Here is a 16,226-nt window from a genome sequence, read left to right on the forward strand (position 1 = left end):
CGTCATGCCGTTGCGGGGGCCCATCATGGGCCCGCCCATGTTGGGCAGTGAAACGCTGACGACCGGACCAGGAAGATTAGGTGCCACGCAGCGGGCCCGGGACAGAGAACCGGTGCCCGCGGGATTCACCAGACTGCCCACGACGCCGACTGCCACAAGGGACAGTGCGGTCAGAAGAAGCACGGATGCGATCCCGAGGATGATCTGCCCGCGGTGGGTCAGGGATTTCAATCCTGGCGCCTGAGCGCCGTGCGCCGTGTGGTGAACTCCTGCTCGTCGATTTCCCCGCGGGCGAAGCGCTCAGTGAGAATACGTTCGGCGTCGTGATGCGGCGGCCGCTGCGCGGCCGGTCCCTCACCCGGATGGGGACGCCGGACCAGGAGCACAACAACGGTGACCACCCCGCCCCAGAAAATCAGCATCAACACGGCCATGGCCACCCATGCGCCGATACCCCAGCCATTCCCGTCCCAGCCATACATCATGATCGAACCTCCTCCTGTGAAACTACGTTGGGCCCGCTTCCCGGAACAGTGCCCAAAGCCCCGGCGGGTATATACAGTCTGCATCGGGGGCCGACGGCGGCCAGCCATGCTCCGATGCGCACGCGGACACAAAAGTCAGGCAGCGGCGCCCGTTTCGCGTCCAGTGGGCCTCCGGACCGGAGGCCGGCCGGGTCTCAAGCGGTTTGAAGCTCTTTCAATGCGGCCCGGAGCCGGTCATCGGCCTCGCCGGCGACCAGGGCGACGGCAGGGGCGTCACTGAGCTGGACCATCGTCTGCGGGTCGATCGTCTGGATGACGGTCGCGTCGGCGTCGCTGCCGCGCCGGATGACGACGTTGCACGGAAGGAGCAGCCCCATGTCCGGTTCCGCGGTGAGAGCGCGCTGGGCCAGGGCGGGATTGCAGACGCCCAGGATGAGGTAGTCGCCCAGGGCCTGTCCGCTCTCCACCCCGAGCTTGGCCTCAAAGGTCGAGCGGACATCGATCTCGGAGAGGACCCCGAAGCCCTGGCCCTGGAGCGCCTCCCTGGTCCGGCGCACCGCTTCCTCATACGGCAGGGCGACGGTGATGGTGTGTGCGTAGCTCATGGTTAGGCTCCTTCATTGGGTTTGGCTGTGAGTCAATGACGCCGCATCGCCGTGTTACCGGGATTCGATGAGGCCCATCATGCCGCTGTCCTCGTGGTCGAGGATATGGCAGTGGTAGACGGTCTTGCCGGCGAAATCATCGAACGCGATCCGGACGCGCACGCTGCTGCGGGCCGGGACGTTGACCACATCCTGCCACTCGGGGTCGGATACGGGCCGGCCGGCCTGTTCGATGATCTGCATGGGCCATACGTGCAGGTGGAAAGGGTGGTCCATGGGGCTGGTGTTAGTCAGCGTCCACTCCTCGAGGGCCCCGGCCGGGACGGTGGTGTCAATTCGGCCCGGGTCGAACGGTTTGCCGTTAAAGGTGAACCTCATTCCCGACCCCATGCCCATGCCCATGCCCATGGCGAAGGTCAGTTCCCGCCGTGCCGTGACCGCAGCGGACCGCAGGTCCCGGGGTGCCGGCTGGGCCGGGAGCGGCTCCGCGGACGGGGCCGGTTCGCCGCTGACCGAGTAAGTGGCCAGGACGGTGCCGTTGGGGTCGGCCTGGGCCTGTTGGCCTCCGGTGCTGGCGCCCATCATGGATCCTGCGCTTCCCCTGTCCACCGGGAGGGTGCGCAGCACGGCCGTGCCGGTGGCCGCGGTGACGAGGAGGTCTGCCCGGTTGCCTGGAGCCAGCAGCACCTCCTCAACGTCCCGGGGGTTCTGATAGCGGCCGGAGTCGAGTCCAAGCAGCTGCAGGCGCTGGCCGTCCAGGCGCAGTTTCAGGTACCGGGCGGTGCAGGCGTTGATGATCCTCCACCGTTCGCGCTCTGCCGGTTTGGCCGCCAGTTGCGGGTTTAGCTGGCCGTTGACCAGAACCAGGCTGCCTTCCCGGCCCATCATTTTCTCCATCGCCGACACGGCAGCGACGCTTCCGTCGCTGTTCAGCGAGATGTCCGAGATGACCATGACCCGGTCCCGTGAGGTCGGGACAGGGTGCGGGTCCTCGACGATGATGGCACCGTACAGTCCGCCGAAGACCTGGTCGGCGACCATGCCGTGGTGGTGGGGGTGGTACCAGTACACGCCCGGAGGGTGGTCCGCGGGGAGGCGGTATTCGTACTCGAAGGACGTCCCGGGGTCAACGGAGAGGAGCACGTTGTCGCTGTTGCCCTGCGGGGAGACGTGCAGGCCGTGGACGTGCACGTTGGTCGGATCCCGCAGGCCGTTCTCCAATGTCACGTTCACCCGGTCACCGGGCCTCAGGAACATGGTCGGGCCGGGCACCGACCCGTTGTAGGTCAACGCGGTGGCATTCGTGCCGGCAATCCTTGCCTGACCCGGCGCCGCTCTCAGGCGCATCTGGAGCGTCCCGTTGCTGCTGCGGAGGACCTCGGGTTCGAGGAGGGCCTGTCCGGCCGCCGACTGGTACCCGGCTTCGGAGCCCCACAACAGGCCTGCCGCGCCCGTCAGCGCGGCTGCGGTTCCGGCGCCCCCGAGGAGGAGGGCAGTGCGTCGGCGGACAGGGCGCATCAGTTGTCGCCCTTGAGGGTCCTGAGCCGCTCGTGGTACTCCTCCGCGGTCAGCTCGCCCCTGGCAAAGCGTTCATCCAGGATTTCCCGGGGTGTGCCTACACTGCCCGCAGGCCCGGAGCCTCCGCCGTCAGGGGAGCCTGTGGGTCCGCCGCGGCGCCTTGCGGCCGAGAAGAACCATATCCCGAGACCGGCAAGCAGCAGGACCCCGACAATCAGCAGCAGCCAGTACATCCCTGTCCAGCCCATGCCTGATCCGTATCCACCCATCATTACCCGTCTCCTTATCCCGTAAAACCGGTACTGACCGGCCTGCGGTGATCACTTTCGAGACTACACCATAATACCCATAGGGGTATATGGGGGGGGCGGGCGTTTGATGTGCCCGCGGCTTCAAGCCGTGAATTCGGTCCTCGACCATCAGCAGGGCTGCGCCCGATCACGATACAACCGACGCCCGGCCGGAGGATGCCCGTTGGTCCCCGGCGCCCCTGCCGGGGACGGCATGGCATGGTCCGCATGCCGAACCCGGCGTGCAGCGCGGCGGCCACCGCCGACGCCGGGGTGGAATGCCACCGCGGCCGCGCGTCCGGCGGCGTTAGGGTGGGTGCATGGGTGTCGAATCAGCGGTAATAAAGCGAATGTCGAGAATGCGTCCTCAGGATCCGGCCAGCGTGCCCCAGGAGGTGGAGGGCGAACCGGATCTGGTAGCGGTGGACACGACTTGGGGAGAGCTGCAGCCACTGCAGTGCGCGCCCGGGGTGGTCACCCTGGGCGAACTCGAACTCCTGGAGCAGATCAGCGGCGGCGCTGTCCTGATCGACAGCCGCGTGCCTGACTCCAGGTCCGGGGTTACGATTCCAGGCGCAGTGAACATCCCGCACGACCGGATTATTAGATTCAGGGATCAGCTCGAGGTTTCGAGGCTGAGCATTTTCTTCTGTAACGGCCCGCAATGCCCGCAGTCACCGTCGGCCATCCGGGCGCTGCTGGAAACCGGGTATCCGGCATCCGCACTGGCCTACTACCGGGGAGGACTGCACGACTGGGTTACCCTAGCCATGCCCACGGAACAGATCACCTGACCGCCGGGCTCGTTCAGGCACGGGCGTCAACGGCGAAGCCGCCCGGGCCATGCCCCACCCGCTGCGCTCCATTCGGGTCGCCGACCAACAGCCCGCCGGCCTGACCCTGTTCTGCGGCGTCAATGACGCCCTGGCCAAACGGGGCCACCGCAATCGAACCGGACCCGCGGGCTGCTCACGCGGCCCGGGAGCGTGTCTTTGGCCCGTGCCTGGACCATCGGGCAGTGCTTGATCCACCGCGGACCTGGCAGACCCCCGAAGCGCCGGGCCAAAGCGGGCCGGTCGGGGGAACTGATGACGTTGACGGACCGAAAATGAACACCGATGTGACGGATCAGAAGCTGCCGCTGCCGCCGGAATCATCGTCCCGGCCGGCGCCGCTATCAGCGTCGCCGCCGCGGCCACCGTGCAGGATCGAATCGATCAGAATCCCGCCCAGCACGGCTCCGCCGAGGCCCCCGCCGCACCCTCGGCTCCCGAACATGCCGCCGCCGTAGCCGCGGTTGTCCAGGCCGCCGAAGCCCTGCACATCGGACCGGGCGAGCTCTGCCGCCCGGGATGCCAGAGCCCCGGCCTGCTGCGCGTAGGTCAGGGAAGATCCGGGGTTCGTCTGCTGGAGGGAGAGCGCGGAGTCCAGAACGCGTTGCGCTTCGGCCAGGCGTGTCCTGGCCCCGGGTCCCACACCGCCGCGCCGGGCGGCAATGTAGTCCGAGGCGACCGAGATCCGGGCCTGTGCATGCATGATGGCCTGCTGGAGAGCCTCCCCGGCGCGCCGCGCCTGATCCTGCTGGTTCCGCACCCCGGAGAGGGCCCGATCCAGTCCCTGGCGCGCCGCTTCCATGCGCTGCAACGCGGCGATCGGGTCGATACTTCCTGACTGGAGCTGCTGTTGCACCTGGTTCAGGACCGCCTCGGCGCCTGCGGTGGGGCCCGCGAGGTCGGTATGCTGCCCAGCCGCCATGGTGGCCTTGGCCTGGGCGAGGTCCTGGGCGGCGTTCTCCACCGCGCGGTCGAGATTCGTCCGGGCGGAGTCAAGGTCGTGCGAGACCTTGCCGATGGCGTCAACCAGCACGTTGGTCTGATGGAGGCTTTCTTCGCCAGCACGGACAGCGACGGCCGCGGCGCCCGGGTCGGCCTCCGTGAGCTTCTGCTGTGCAGCCTGCGCGGCGGTGTCCAGAAATTTCAGCCGCTCCCGGGCCTGGGCGATGTTGTCCGAGACCGGAGCCACCGCCGCATCGGAGTACCTTACGCGCAGCTCGGCCATGCCGTGCTCCGCATCCGCTATCTTGGCCGCCGCCTCGGCGCGTCCGGCCCGGAGCAGTTCGAGTGCCTGCGGTGCGTTCTTTTCGAGTTCACGCAGGGAATCGAAGGAGACTTTCTGTTCGGCCAGAGCCTGGCTGGCCGACTCGCAGCGACTGATGATCTCGGTATACGATGCCCGCTGTTGCTCCTCGGTGGCCGGGATCGCATCTTCCAGCTGCTGCTGGAGTTTGAAGGACTCGCTCAGGTCCGACCTGGCATCGGCGAGGGCCTTCACAAAGGGCGCAACGGAAACGTCCCCGAACTGGGCCTGCGCGAATCCTGCTTCCTGCTCGCTGGAGCGCACGGCGTCGTCGGCTGCTATCAGCAACGACACGGCCCGTTGCTTCAGCTCCGGAAGGCTCAACGCCACGGGCTGATCGCTCCGCCCGCCGTCGCGTGGATATACCCCCGGTTCTTCCGGCTCGGTCCCCGCGCCGGTAAGCACCGCCAACCGGTCCCGGTATTCCTGCGTGCCCAGCTCACCGCCGGCGTATCGCTGATCGAGGATCCAACGTGCGTTGCTCCTGCCCGCGGCGTCACGGTTCCGCCCCGGCGCTGATCCCCTTCCTCGCCGGCGGGCGCTGCCGGACAATCCCCGGGCCACGAGAGCCGCCACTAGAACGACGCCCGCGACCGGGAGAAACCAGAACAACCAGGACACATCTATACCGGACCCGTACCCACCACCCATCATGGGGTGCCTCCTTCAACCGGCCCTACTCCGCAGCCGTCTGCTTCCAGACTACGCCAACATACCCCCGGGGGTGTGTTGCGGACCCTGCCCCCGGGCGGCGCCCTGATCGGATCCGCGTGCATATATGACTGCTGCGCCCGGCCATGCCGCCGCTTCCGAGGAGGATACCCGGCGCGGTGTCCCGGCCAGGGACGAGCGCAATAATTAGGGCATCCCCACATCCAGAGCACGCTCAAAGACATTGGTGGTCCCGCAGCAGCCATGGGCCCGGAACTGGCGCGGCCCGCGTCCTGCCGGGTGCACCAACAACGGGTTGGGCCGACCCTGCCAGGGTCCGGGGGACGACGCAGAGGTCCGCGGGCCTACGGCACCAGAGCTACTCAGGGGTATGCGGGGTGGCGGGGATGGGGCGGACCACCAGCGCCGGGCAACGGGCGTGCCGCGCTGCGCAGGGCTGCGGAGATTCCGGCGCTGTCGGCCGGTCCCGCGGAATGGACCAGGAGACCGCGTGCAGCTCCCGCGTCCGGGGCATTGTCTGAAGATCCGGTGTTCGGCATGAGAGCTCCTTATCGACGGCAGGGCTTTGGCCCGGCCGAAACTTGCATCAGTTATTCCCTTGCATGCTATGTGAAAGGCGGGAAAGCCCCCTGTGAATAAAACGAACCGCATGACTTTGACAGCGGCGCTGTCCCAATGGCCGGCGCGCCGGTGGTTTGCTGCGGCAGCCGCCTCGGCCCTGACATATCTGGTGGTGGCTGTGCCGACCGATCTTATCGACACACCCTTTTTCAGCCGTGAAATCCCTCCCACGTGGTGGTCCTTCCCCGCGCTGGGTATCACAGCGGTCCTTTCCGGGCTGCTGGTGGCCACGTATGTGGCGCGCGCCACGGTCGAGGAGCATCAGGGGGTGGGCGCCGGAGGCCCGTCACGGTTCGGCGCTGCGGGTGCTGTTGTCTCGTTTTTCGCGGTGGGGTGCCCCGTCTGCAACAAGCTGGCGCTGCTGGCATTGGGCACCTCGGGCGCCCTGCAGTACTTCGCACCAATTCAACCGTTCCTCGCTGTCTCCTCCGTCATCATGCTGGGTTGGGCCTTCCTCAGGCGGGCGGTTTCCGAGGACCGGTGCCCGATGCCGTTGGCCCGGTCCGTTCACGCCGCATCCGAGGGCTGATGCCGGCCGACGCCGGCGGCGCAGCATGTGTCGGTACTGGCTGCTTGCCGCATGGTTCTGTGGGCAAACTCTTCCAGATGCTGTTGATAGCGGGAGGCTGGTGGGGGTCCGGCATCACCTGAGCATGGAGGCTGGCGGGAGGAGAACGGTGCGGTGGAGTACTGCGGCGCTGCCGCGCCCATCAGGCGTCCCCACTGGCCGCCGGCAATATCGGCCCCGTCAACGGCGGCATCGTACTTGCCGTTGACGGTGACGTTCTGGTTGACCCAGCGCGGGCCGATGCCCTGGTAGCTTCCGAATCATGAGGCCGTGGATATGCCCGAGGTGGCACCGACGGTCCAGGTCATGGTGTTTCCATCGGTGGTACCGGTTTTGGCGAAGATGTCATAGCTCTTATTGGCCGGGATGTTGTAGCCGGAGCCGCGGGTCAGCACGTTCTTCAGGGCGTAGGTGACCCCGGCGGCGACATCGGGGTCGATGGTTTGCCGGCAGTCCGCGCCGGGCACGGGATAGTTCCGGCCATGCGGGCCGGTGACCGAATCAGTGGCGGATGCTTTCCTGGTCGCGGTGGGCGGCTGGTTCGATCTGGAAGGTGGAGTGCTCGACGCTGACGTCGAAGTCTTCGGCCACGCATTTTTGCAGGTCCGCCAGGAGGGCGGCGGCGTGGCCGTCGGTCATGCAGGTGTCTTCGACGGTGACGTGGGCGGAGAGGACGGCTGTGCCCGAGGCGACCAGGGACGCGTGCAGGTCATGGACGTCGATGACGTGCGGCACGGCAAGGATATGCTCGCGGACCTCGGCCATGTCCAGGCCCTGCGGGGCGTTTTCCATCAGCACGTTCACGGTGTCCCGGAGCAGCTTCAGCGTGCGGGGAATGATCAGGACGCCAATCAGTAAGGACACGACGGCGTCGGCCTGGACCCAGCCGGTGACGGCGATGATGATGGCGGCCGCGATGACAGCCACGGACCCGAGGGCATCATTGAGCACCTCCAGGAAAGCGGCCTTCATGTTGAAGTTATGATTCCGTCCCGAGGCCAGAACAATCAGCCCCACGGCGTTGCCGGCCAGGCCGATGATGCCGAACCACAGCATCGTTGACCCGCCGACTTCAGGAGGCTCGATCAGGCGGCGGATGCCCTCCACGATGACAAAACCGCCGACACCCAGCAGCAGGGCAGCCTGCCCCGCGGCGGCGATGATCTCGGCGCGCTTGTACCCCCAGGTCCGTTTGGCAGTGGCCGGCTTCAGGGCCAGCGAGGCGGCGATCAGGGCGATCAGCAGCCCGGTCGAGTCGGTGAACATGTGGCCGGCGTCGGCCAGGAGCGCCAGGCTCCCGGTGAGGACCGAGCCGATGATCTCCGCGATCATCACCGTGAACGTGATGGCAAAGACGAGGATCAGTTTGCGCCTGTTGCCCGCTACGGCCGCGCCGTGGTCGTGATCGTGACCGCTCATGCGTGTGTCTCCAGGGTGTGTGGTTTGGTGGGATGACGAGCGGGCAACCGCATGGCCCTACGGTGAGCTGCCGGGGGTGCTCCTGCTCGTGGGCAGCCTGGCCCGGCGCAAGCGCGACGAGGCGCGAGGGTGCGCGGGCTCCGTCCGGTCCGCAGCCGTCGCCGGCATCCCGGAATTGGCCGCGTATAACGGGGCATGTTCGGGCCGTCGGACGCTCTACACCGGCCTGCGCTTCTCTTTAGAAGCCTGACGTGCCGATGAAAACCTGGATGAAGGCGAAGAAGATGCTGGCCATCACGGCCGTGTAGAGCAGCGCCGTGATGATCCAGCCGGAATCGCTGAGGATCCTGCCGGCGCCTGCAGGTACCTTGATGATTCCGTGTGTGATGTTTCGGGCCGTTACCCACACGACCAGCGGGATCATGACGGCCCAGACTGTCATGCAGAGGGGGCAGAGGATGTGGATCGAGTACAGAGCCTGGGACCACAGCCACACCACAAAGGCAAAGCCGAGTGTGACGCCGGTCTGGAGCCCCGCCCAGTACCAGCGGGCAAAGCTCGCCCCGGAGAGCAGTGCCGCGCCAATGGTGACGATGACGGCGAAGGCGACGATTCCAATAAACATGTTGGGGAAGCCAAAAACGGAACTTTGCCAGGTCTGCATGACCTGGCCGCAGGAAATCCAGGGGTTGATGTCGCAGGCGGCCTTGTAGGCGGGGTTTTTCAGTGCTTCGAGTTTTTCCAGCACCAGGGCGCCGGAGGCCAGCCAACCGATGGCCCCGGCGATGACCAGGAGCCATCCGAACGGCTTGTCGCGGGTCATTCGGGGTTGATCCGGTTGGGTGCTGTTGTGCGTATTGACGTCGTCGGCTAACTTCACATTCCCGGCGGAATCGGTGGTGCTGGTCATAGGAGGTGGTTTCCTTCCAGATCGGTCGTCCCGGCGCGTGGTGTGGACGGGGTTGAAGCCGCCGCCGTTGGAGGACCGGGGGAGTACGTCGCCTTGTGGTCCGCGCTGGCGCTGGGGATACCGGCGGTGCTGACCGCCCTGCCTGCACTGGATCGCCCCAGCCGTCTCCTCTTCCCCCATTTACCCCGGAACGGATCATCCGGGCGAACGGTGAACGGCAGCAGGCGGTTAATCGCCGGTCCGTGTTTGCGGGGACCGTAGGGTGCCAAGGATCAACAGGGCTACTCCAGCGGTCACGAAGACGTCGGCGAGGTTGAAGGTGGGGAACCAGCCGCTGTGAAGGTAGTCCACGACACCGTCCCCGTCGAGCCGGTCAATGAAGTTCCCGGCGGCTCCTCCGAGCAGCAGGGCAGCTCCTGCCCGGGAGAGTCTGGTCATGGCAGGAGCGGAGGAGAGGGTGTACCAGGTCAGGGCTGCGATGATCAGCCCGGTGGCGGCGATGACGATCCAGGGTGCCAGTTCCGCGCCGAGGCTGAACGCGACACCGCGGTTATAGAGCAGCCGGATGCTGATTGGGCCCAGGTCGGTCGTTGTGCCGTTGGAAAGCACGGCTTCGGCCAGAGCCTTAACGGTGAGGTCGGCCCCGGCCAGGAGGGCTGCCCAAAGCAGCAATACCGTCCTGAACCGTCGGGCCGACCGAACCGGTACGACGGGCAGGGCGGTTGCGTCGGTGCTCATACTGACGGTTCCAGTGCAGGGGAGGGCTGGGCGGACGTGAACGCGGTCTTGCGGCTGATCCGGCCGGCCCGGACGCCATTGGCGATGACCACGATTTCGGCCAGTTCGTGGATCAGGACCACGGCGGCCAGGCCGAGGATTCCGAACAGCGCCAGAGGGATCAGCACAGCGATCAGCAGCAGGGACAGCCCCACGTTCTGGAGCATGATGCGCCGGGTCCTGCGTGCATGGTCCAGCACCTGGGGCAGGTGGTTCAGGTCCTCGCCCATCAGGGCGATGTCGGCGGTTTCGATCGCGACGTCGGTGCCCATGGCACCCATGGCGATGCCGGTGTCGGCGGTCGCCAGGGCTGGGGCGTCGTTGACGCCGTCCCCGACCATCGCGGTGGGCTGGCGGTTCTGGAGCGTCCGGATGATTTCCGCTTTGTCCTCGGGGCGAAGGTCGGCGTGAACCTCGGTGATGCCCGCGGCCTTGCCCAGCGCGGTGGCTGTGATGAGGTTGTCGCCGGTGAGCATGGCCGTGGTGTAACCCGATGCGCCGAGCCTGGCGATGACCTCGCGGGCTTCGGGCCGCAGCTCATCACGGACGGCGATCGCTCCGATGACCTGGCCGTCGTCCTCGATGAGGACGGCGGTGGCGCCTGCGTGCTGCATCCTCTTGACTTCGGCGGCCAAGGGCCCGGCATCAATCCAGCCCGGGCGGCCGAGGCGGATGGCCCTGCCGTCGAGCCGGCCTTCCAAGCCGGCGCCGGGAATGGTGTCCACGTCGGTGACGGGCGCCCGGTCTTCGGCGGCGGCAAGGATGGCGCGGGCCAGCGGATGTTCGCTGCGGGCCTCCAGGCCGGCAGCCAGGGCCAGGACGTGGTCCCGGGTGGCTGTACCGGTCGCGGCTACCTCGATTACGGCGGGCTTGTTGCGGGTTAGCGTTCCGGTCTTGTCCAGTGCGATGGTGCGGATTTTGCCGAGGGTCTCCAGGGCGCCGCCGCCCTTGATGAGTACGCCGATGCGGCTGGCCGCGCCCACGGAAGCGACCACCGTGACGGGAACGGAGATGGCCAGAGCGCAGGGCGAGGCGGCGACCAGGACGACGAGAGCGCGTTCAAACCACAGCAGCGGTTCCCCGACGATGAAGCCGAAGACAATGATCAGGACCGCGGCGATCAGGATGCCCGGGACGAGCTTGCTGGCGATGGAGTCGGCCAGGCGCTGGCCCGGGCCCTTGCGGGACTGCTCGGCCTCCACGATGTGCACGATCCTGGCCAGCGAGTTGTTCTCCGCGGTGCTGGTCACTTCAACCTCAAGCGGACCGGTGCCGTTAATCGACCCGGCAAAGACCTCGCTTCCCGGCCCGGCCTCGACCGGGACGGATTCGCCGGTAAGCGCCGAGGTGTCCAGGGACGTGCGGCCGGTGATGATCCTGCCGTCAGTTGCCAGACGTTCGCCGGGCCGGACAACCATCCGGTCTCCGGGGGTGAGTTCTGCCGGGGGGACGGTGATTTCTATGCCGCCGCGCAGGACGGTCGCCTCCGCCGGGACAAGGTCCAGCAGGGCTCGCAGGCCACGGCGGGTTTTCGCCATCGAATACTCCTCGAGGCCTTCGGAGATCGCGTAAAGGAAGGCCAGCATGGCCGCTTCCTCGTACTGCCCGAGGGCTACCGCGCCGGCGGCGGCGATCGTCATCAGCGTGCCGACCCCGATTTTGCCCTTCGCCAGGCGCCGGAGGGTGGAAGGAACGAACGTCCACGCGGCAATGACCAGTGCCGCGATTTCCAGCGGCAGCGTCAGCCACTGGGGGCCGCCGGCCAGCGATGCGATCCACGCCGCGAGGAGTAAGAAGCCGGAAACGGCGGCTGCCCGGACCTCTCGGACCTGCCAGAACCCTGCGGCTTCCGCTGCTTCTTCGGACTCGCCGGTCCCGGTCTTCTCGTCGCTGCAGCCGCAGGCGTCACTCATCGTTCGTTCTCTTTCGTCAGGGGCACACCCGTGCTGCCGGTGCCGTAGTTCGGGCACAGGCTGACCGCGTTGCCGGTGGCGGCAAGCAGGATCTCAGCCTGGGCAAGCACGTCCATCAGTTCCGGGCGGGACAGCGAGTAGTACACGCTGCGGCCCTGTACCCGGCCTTCGACCAGGCCGCAATCGCGCAGGCACGCGACATGGGCAGATACCGTCGACTGGGCCAGGCCCAGCTCGGTGGTGAGGTCACCGACGCGGACCTCACCACCGGCCATCCGCTTCACGATGCTCAACCGGGTCGGGTCACTCAGTGAATGAAACAGCGCCGCTGCGGGATCGAGCCGGCTGCACGGATCAGCGGACACCACAGGTTCAATCGTCATGTGACGATGATAGCGTATTTTTAGGATGCCATCGCCCTCATGCTGTAACGTCGACAAGGCGTCCCGCGGCGTTCCCTGCGTCCCGCGCTTCCACACGTAAAGCCTGGACATGAGTGCTCCTTCGCCCCGGTCGGGCGGGGCGATGCTGCTGCCGGGTTGGCGGACCATCGAGATATTGACCGAGGAGACACCGATGAGCATTGGCGGATATTTCGCCGAGATGGTGCAGTCCGGTGCCTTGTTGGTGGCGATGCCGCTGGCTATGACTGCCGGCGTCGTTTCTTTTATCTCTCCGTGCATCCTTCCGCTGGTGCCGGGGTATCTGGGCTATGTCTCCGGGCTGACCGACCCGTCACGGCCGGATAACCGGCGTCGGGTCCTGACCGGCGTGGGTCTTTTCATTCTCGGTTTCGCCGCGGTGTTCACCCTGTATGGAGCGGCGTTCGGTGTGATCGGCGGCTGGATGGTGCAGTGGCAGGACGCGCTGATCCGTGCCCTGGGTGTGTTCGTCGTATTCATGGGCCTGGTGCTGGTCGGCAGTTTCTCCTTCCTGCAGACCACGAAGAAGCTCTCCTTCCGGCCCAGGACGGGCGTCGCAGGGGCTCCGCTGCTCGGTGTGATCTTTGGCCTTGGATGGACTCCGTGCATGGGTCCGACGCTCAGTGCCGTCCTGGCGCTGAGCACGACCACCGGGGACCCTTGGCGCGGTGCCCTGCTGGGTTTCATCTATTGCCTGGGACTGGGAATTCCCTTTGTGCTGGTGGCACTGGGCCTGAACTGGGTCACCAGGACCCTGGGGTTCATCCGCCGGCACATCCGCACGTTCAACATCATTGGTGGTTCGCTGCTTATCCTCGTCGGGCTCCTGATGGTCTCCGGGGTCTGGATGCTCTGGATATACCAGCTGCAGAACCTCGCCGGGACCATCACCACCCCCGTATAAAACGCTGGAATGAACGCAAAGGACCGGATCATGAACTCCTACCGACCCGCCCCTGCCGCCGGTGCATCGTTGCCCCGCCGGCGCAGCCTCCTGCTGGGCATGGTATCCGGGGCGCTGCTGCTGACCGGCTGCGCCGCCCCGGATTCCCTGGCCGCCCAAGCCCGGGCCGGGGACAACAAGAACTACATTGCCGGCGACGGCTCCGTCTCCGAGTACGCCCCCAACGACAGGAGCGCTCCGGTGGAGATGGAGGGCCGGCTCTATGACGGCACCATCGTCAACTCCTCTGAGTGGCGGGGCTCGGTGACGGTTCTGAACGTCTGGTACGCCGCGTGCGCGCCCTGCCGCACAGAAGCCCCCACACTGGAGACCCTGTATCAGGAAAACAAAAGCGACGGAGTGTTGTTCTACGGAATCAACCTGCGCGATACTGCCGCGACAGCTGCCGCTTTCGAACGGACCTTTGGAACAACCTATCCGAGCTTTAACGGCGCTGACGGGGCTATCTTGCTGGCCTTGTCCGACTACGTTCCCCCGCGTGCAGTCCCTACAACCCTGGTTCTGGACAAAGAAGGCCGAGTCGCGGCACGCGTGCTCGGCATCGCCGAGAAAAGCACCCTGAAGGCCCTCATCAGCAGCGTGCTGAAGGAGTCCTGACAGGCGAGCAAAGGTGCGCGGCTCCCAGTCCAGCCGGAGCGCGCTGTTCCGCCAAATAAGCGATAGTTAACTACCGATATCAGATATTATGTCGCCCTGTACTCTTCGTATCTCATCAGATGAATCATTCAGGCCCCTCTCCCGAGGAGTTCCGCGCCAGGCGTTCGAGGCCCCTTTGTGCCGCAACGTGCAGGGGTTTTGTCCGAGTCCAGTCGATGTTCCCATCCATACCTGCAAGAAGAAATGAAGGACAATCCGGATTCCTCCAAGACCAGCGACCTGTCGACTGCGGCGACCAAGAGCGTGTCCGCCTCGGATCCGCCTGCCACGTCAGTGCAAAAAATCAGGGGGGCCGGAGCTGCGACCCCCCTCATCCCGCCCCAGGTTGACACTTACCGATAGATTCATAACTGTTAGTGTATTGACACTACCCGTTAGACACGGAACCATTAGCGTATGGATGTAATGCGAGATATAACGGTGGCCGAGGCTGCCGACCGGCTCGGCCGCAGCACGATGTCGATCCACCGTCTGATCCACTCAGGCCAGCTGACAACCACCGGGAGGGTGGGTAAAGCCCTGTTGATAGACCGGTCATCCGTTGAGCGTCTGGCCGCCACCGGTACCCGGCCCGGCCGGGCGTGGACGGCGAAGACAGCGTGGGCCGCCATGGCCCTGCTCTCCGGCCAGAACCCCACTTGGATCTCCTCCTCCGAAAAGTCCCGCCTGAAGAGCCGGCTCCGCGAGCTTGACGCCGACGCCGTCTGTGTCCTGGCCCGGAACAAGGATAAGACCATCCGCTTCCGCGCTACCCAGGACGGACTGGCCGCGCTGAACAGCCACCTGATCGCCAGCGGCGCCTCCGCCATGCGGGACGAAACTACCGCTGACACCTTCGGCATGTCCGGCGGCGGCGGGATCGCCGAAGGTTACGTCATGGCCGGTGACGCGGCCGCGCTGGCCAATGCCTTCGGCCTGGTCGAAGACCCCGACGGCAACGCCATCATCCACGAGGTCGAGCTGGCCGAGCCTTTCACCGAAGGCCGGGCGCCGGTCGCCGCGGTCGCGGTGGACCTGATGGGATCCCTGGCCACCCGCGAACGCAGCGCCGGCCGACGCGTCATCGATGAGCTCCTCCATGTCTGAGCCGGCCATGGCCGAGGTGGCCACCGCCGGCGGCCGCGAAATCTGGGACGTCCCGGTGCCCCCGGGTGGCTGGGGAACCCCGTGGCCGCAGTGCGTCGAACTGGCCAGGGCGCTGCCCTCAACCCAGTGGACACTGGTCGGCGGCCTTATGGTGCAGCTGCATGCGGCCGCGGCCGGCATGGCCGTTTCCCGGCCAACGGCTGACGTCGACATCGTGCTGCACATCGAAACAGGGGCGGCCACGACGGCGGCCGTGATGGCAGTCCTGTCCGGGCTGGGCTACATGCTTGAAAAGTCCATCTCGGATGACGCCCCGGCCCACCGGTTCGTCCGCGGCAAGCAGCAGATCGACGTTATGATCGCCGACCACCTTACCCCGGCCAAGGTTCCCAGGATCGGGGGACGCAAGCCGTTCCAGGTCGCCGGCGGCACTCAGGCCCTGCAGCGGACCGTGAACTGCCGGATGACAGCCGACGATGACGGGCCGGTGCTCATCAGCATCCCGAATGCCCTCGGCGCGCTGGTCCTCAAAGGGGCCGCCTACCGCGAAGACTCCCGCGACAAGGACCGGCACCTCGATGACGCCGTCGTCCTGTGTGCCACCATCAAGTCCCCGCTGGCCGCGGCGGCCCTGATGAAGGGCAGCGACAAGTCACGCATCCTGACGCTGCACAAGGAGCTCGCCGATCCCGGGCACCGGTCCTGGCAACTGCTGGATTCAGCGGACCGGACTACCGCGACGGATGCGCTCCGGATTCTGGCCGCCAACCACAGCCTCCCGCCGGCCAACCGGCTCAAGCTCGGCTGAGAGACGCCGTCGCGGCGGTGGCGGCCACGGCGGCCGGGGCCATCCCGACGACGACGGCCACGGCGGCCGGCGGCCGTTGTGTGCTAGGTCCTGTTCAAAGGAACCAGGAGATCGCTTTCAGTTATCCCCCAGCATCGACTCGTGCAGTGGCTGGAGGTCGGATAAGTACCTTGGCCCGCAACGATTCGAGAGCGGAAGGAATCAGATGCCGACAACCCCCACATTAGAGACCCGTCTCGGCGTGGGAGCAGCAGCGGTTCTGGCCGCCGGCGCCATGGCCGCCGCGGCCTTCAGTGCCGCCTCAGCATCCACGACGTCCCCCACCCCGTCGGCAGCTTCGACAGCTGCCCCCTCTGCCCGAGCCAAGACGAGCGC

Annotated in this window: 18 protein-coding genes and 1 pseudogene; 7 read left to right on the forward strand and 12 right to left on the reverse strand. The window is 66.5% G+C overall.

All coding sequences use genetic code 11. The annotated features are described in order from the left end of the window. The 5 genes and pseudogenes from QCD75_RS19020 to QCD75_RS19040 all read right to left on the reverse strand — a co-directional run. Positions 1-231, reverse strand: a pseudogene (locus QCD75_RS19020) (sulfocyanin-like copper-binding protein); the annotation flags it as partial. Further along, entirely contained in the window at positions 228-485 is a 258-nt protein-coding gene (locus QCD75_RS19025) for an SHOCT domain-containing protein (protein ID WP_253033699.1), read from the reverse strand. The gene QCD75_RS19025 and the pseudogene QCD75_RS19020, both read right to left, overlap by 4 nt. Before the next feature lie 194 nt (positions 486-679). Further along, positions 680-1,090: a DUF302 domain-containing protein gene (locus QCD75_RS19030; protein WP_301230994.1), complete on the reverse strand. Its 411-nt coding sequence runs from the start codon at positions 1,088-1,090 to the stop codon at positions 680-682. A 54-nt stretch (positions 1,091-1,144) separates the two neighbouring features. Continuing rightward, positions 1,145-2,608 (reverse strand): multicopper oxidase family protein, encoded by a 1,464-nt coding sequence (locus QCD75_RS19035; RefSeq protein ID WP_301230995.1) that lies wholly within the window; start codon positions 2,606-2,608, stop codon positions 1,145-1,147. After that, positions 2,608-2,880, reverse strand: a complete 273-nt coding sequence (locus QCD75_RS19040) for an SHOCT domain-containing protein (RefSeq protein ID WP_301230997.1) — start codon at positions 2,878-2,880, stop codon at positions 2,608-2,610. The genes QCD75_RS19035 and QCD75_RS19040 overlap by 1 nt, the downstream gene beginning before the upstream one ends. Positions 2,881-3,257: 377 nt before the next feature. Between QCD75_RS19040 and QCD75_RS19045 the strand changes: the two genes are divergently transcribed. Continuing rightward, complete coding sequence (locus tag QCD75_RS19045) at positions 3,258-3,692, forward strand: rhodanese-like domain-containing protein (protein ID WP_301230998.1); 435 nt, start codon at positions 3,258-3,260, stop codon at positions 3,690-3,692. A 334-nt stretch (positions 3,693-4,026) separates the two neighbouring features. Here the strand turns inward: QCD75_RS19045 and QCD75_RS19055 are convergent, their stop codons facing one another. After that, complete coding sequence (locus tag QCD75_RS19055) at positions 4,027-5,328, reverse strand: hypothetical protein (RefSeq protein WP_367400673.1); 1,302 nt, start codon at positions 5,326-5,328, stop codon at positions 4,027-4,029. 1,027 nt (positions 5,329-6,355) lie between these two features. On the opposite strand from QCD75_RS19055, the gene QCD75_RS19060 reads away from it, so the two are divergent. Then, positions 6,356-6,856 carry a hypothetical protein gene (locus QCD75_RS19060; protein WP_253033704.1) on the forward strand — a complete coding sequence of 167 codons (501 nt, stop codon included), beginning with the start codon at positions 6,356-6,358 and terminating at the stop codon, positions 6,854-6,856. Between the two features lie 299 nt (positions 6,857-7,155). Here QCD75_RS19060 and QCD75_RS19065 read toward each other — a convergent pair whose 3' ends face one another. Together QCD75_RS19065 and QCD75_RS19070 are read right to left on the reverse strand one after the other, a co-directional pair. Continuing rightward, positions 7,156-7,362 carry a hypothetical protein gene (locus QCD75_RS19065; protein WP_253033705.1) on the reverse strand — a complete coding sequence of 69 codons (207 nt, stop codon included), beginning with the start codon at positions 7,360-7,362 and terminating at the stop codon, positions 7,156-7,158. Positions 7,363-7,396: 34 nt separating this feature from the next. Continuing rightward, on the reverse strand, positions 7,397-8,314 hold the full coding sequence (locus tag QCD75_RS19070) for a cation diffusion facilitator family transporter (protein ID WP_253033706.1): 918 nt from the start codon (positions 8,312-8,314) through the stop codon (positions 7,397-7,399). 19 nt (positions 8,315-8,333) lie between these two features. Between QCD75_RS19070 and QCD75_RS19075 the strand changes: the two genes are divergently transcribed. Further along, complete coding sequence (locus QCD75_RS19075; protein WP_253033707.1) at positions 8,334-8,564, forward strand: hypothetical protein; 231 nt, start codon at positions 8,334-8,336, stop codon at positions 8,562-8,564. Here QCD75_RS19075 and QCD75_RS19080 read toward each other — a convergent pair. The 4 genes from QCD75_RS19080 to QCD75_RS19095 form a co-directional block, all read right to left on the reverse strand. After that, positions 8,553-9,224: a vitamin K epoxide reductase family protein gene (locus QCD75_RS19080; protein ID WP_253033708.1), complete on the reverse strand. Its 672-nt coding sequence runs from the start codon at positions 9,222-9,224 to the stop codon at positions 8,553-8,555. The two genes, QCD75_RS19075 and QCD75_RS19080, sit on opposite strands and share 12 nt — an antisense overlap. A gap of 228 nt (positions 9,225-9,452) precedes the next feature. Continuing rightward, positions 9,453-9,962 (reverse strand): signal peptidase II, encoded by a 510-nt coding sequence (gene lspA, locus QCD75_RS19085; RefSeq protein WP_253033709.1) that lies wholly within the window; start codon positions 9,960-9,962, stop codon positions 9,453-9,455. Continuing rightward, on the reverse strand, positions 9,959-11,914 hold the full coding sequence (locus QCD75_RS19090) for a heavy metal translocating P-type ATPase (protein ID WP_253033710.1): 1,956 nt from the start codon (positions 11,912-11,914) through the stop codon (positions 9,959-9,961). Before QCD75_RS19090 ends, lspA begins: the two co-directional genes overlap by 4 nt. Continuing rightward, entirely contained in the window at positions 11,911-12,297 is a 387-nt protein-coding gene (locus QCD75_RS19095) for an ArsR/SmtB family transcription factor (protein ID WP_253033856.1), read from the reverse strand. Before QCD75_RS19095 ends, QCD75_RS19090 begins: the two co-directional genes overlap by 4 nt. A 193-nt stretch (positions 12,298-12,490) precedes the next feature. Here QCD75_RS19095 and QCD75_RS19100 point away from each other — a divergent pair, with 193 nt between their 5' ends. The 4 genes from QCD75_RS19100 (at position 12,491) to QCD75_RS19115 (ending at position 15,851) form a co-directional block, all read left to right on the forward strand. Continuing rightward, a complete protein-coding gene (locus tag QCD75_RS19100; RefSeq protein ID WP_253033711.1) occupies positions 12,491-13,240 on the forward strand; it encodes a cytochrome c biogenesis CcdA family protein in 750 nt (249 codons plus the stop codon). 30 nt (positions 13,241-13,270) lie between these two features. After that, positions 13,271-13,897, forward strand: coding sequence for a TlpA family protein disulfide reductase (locus tag QCD75_RS19105; protein ID WP_253033857.1), 627 nt, complete (start codon positions 13,271-13,273; stop codon positions 13,895-13,897). Positions 13,898-14,362: 465 nt separating this feature from the next. Beyond that, positions 14,363-15,043, forward strand: a complete 681-nt coding sequence (locus QCD75_RS19110) for a helix-turn-helix domain-containing protein (RefSeq protein ID WP_043431406.1) — start codon at positions 14,363-14,365, stop codon at positions 15,041-15,043. Continuing rightward, a complete protein-coding gene (locus QCD75_RS19115) occupies positions 15,036-15,851 on the forward strand; it encodes a hypothetical protein (protein ID WP_301231001.1) in 816 nt (271 codons plus the stop codon). The genes QCD75_RS19110 and QCD75_RS19115 overlap by 8 nt, the downstream gene beginning before the upstream one ends. Positions 15,852-16,226: the final 375 nt, after the last annotated feature.

Source organism: Arthrobacter sp. PsM3, from assembly GCF_030433895.1.
GTDB lineage: Bacteria > Actinomycetota > Actinomycetes > Actinomycetales > Micrococcaceae > Arthrobacter.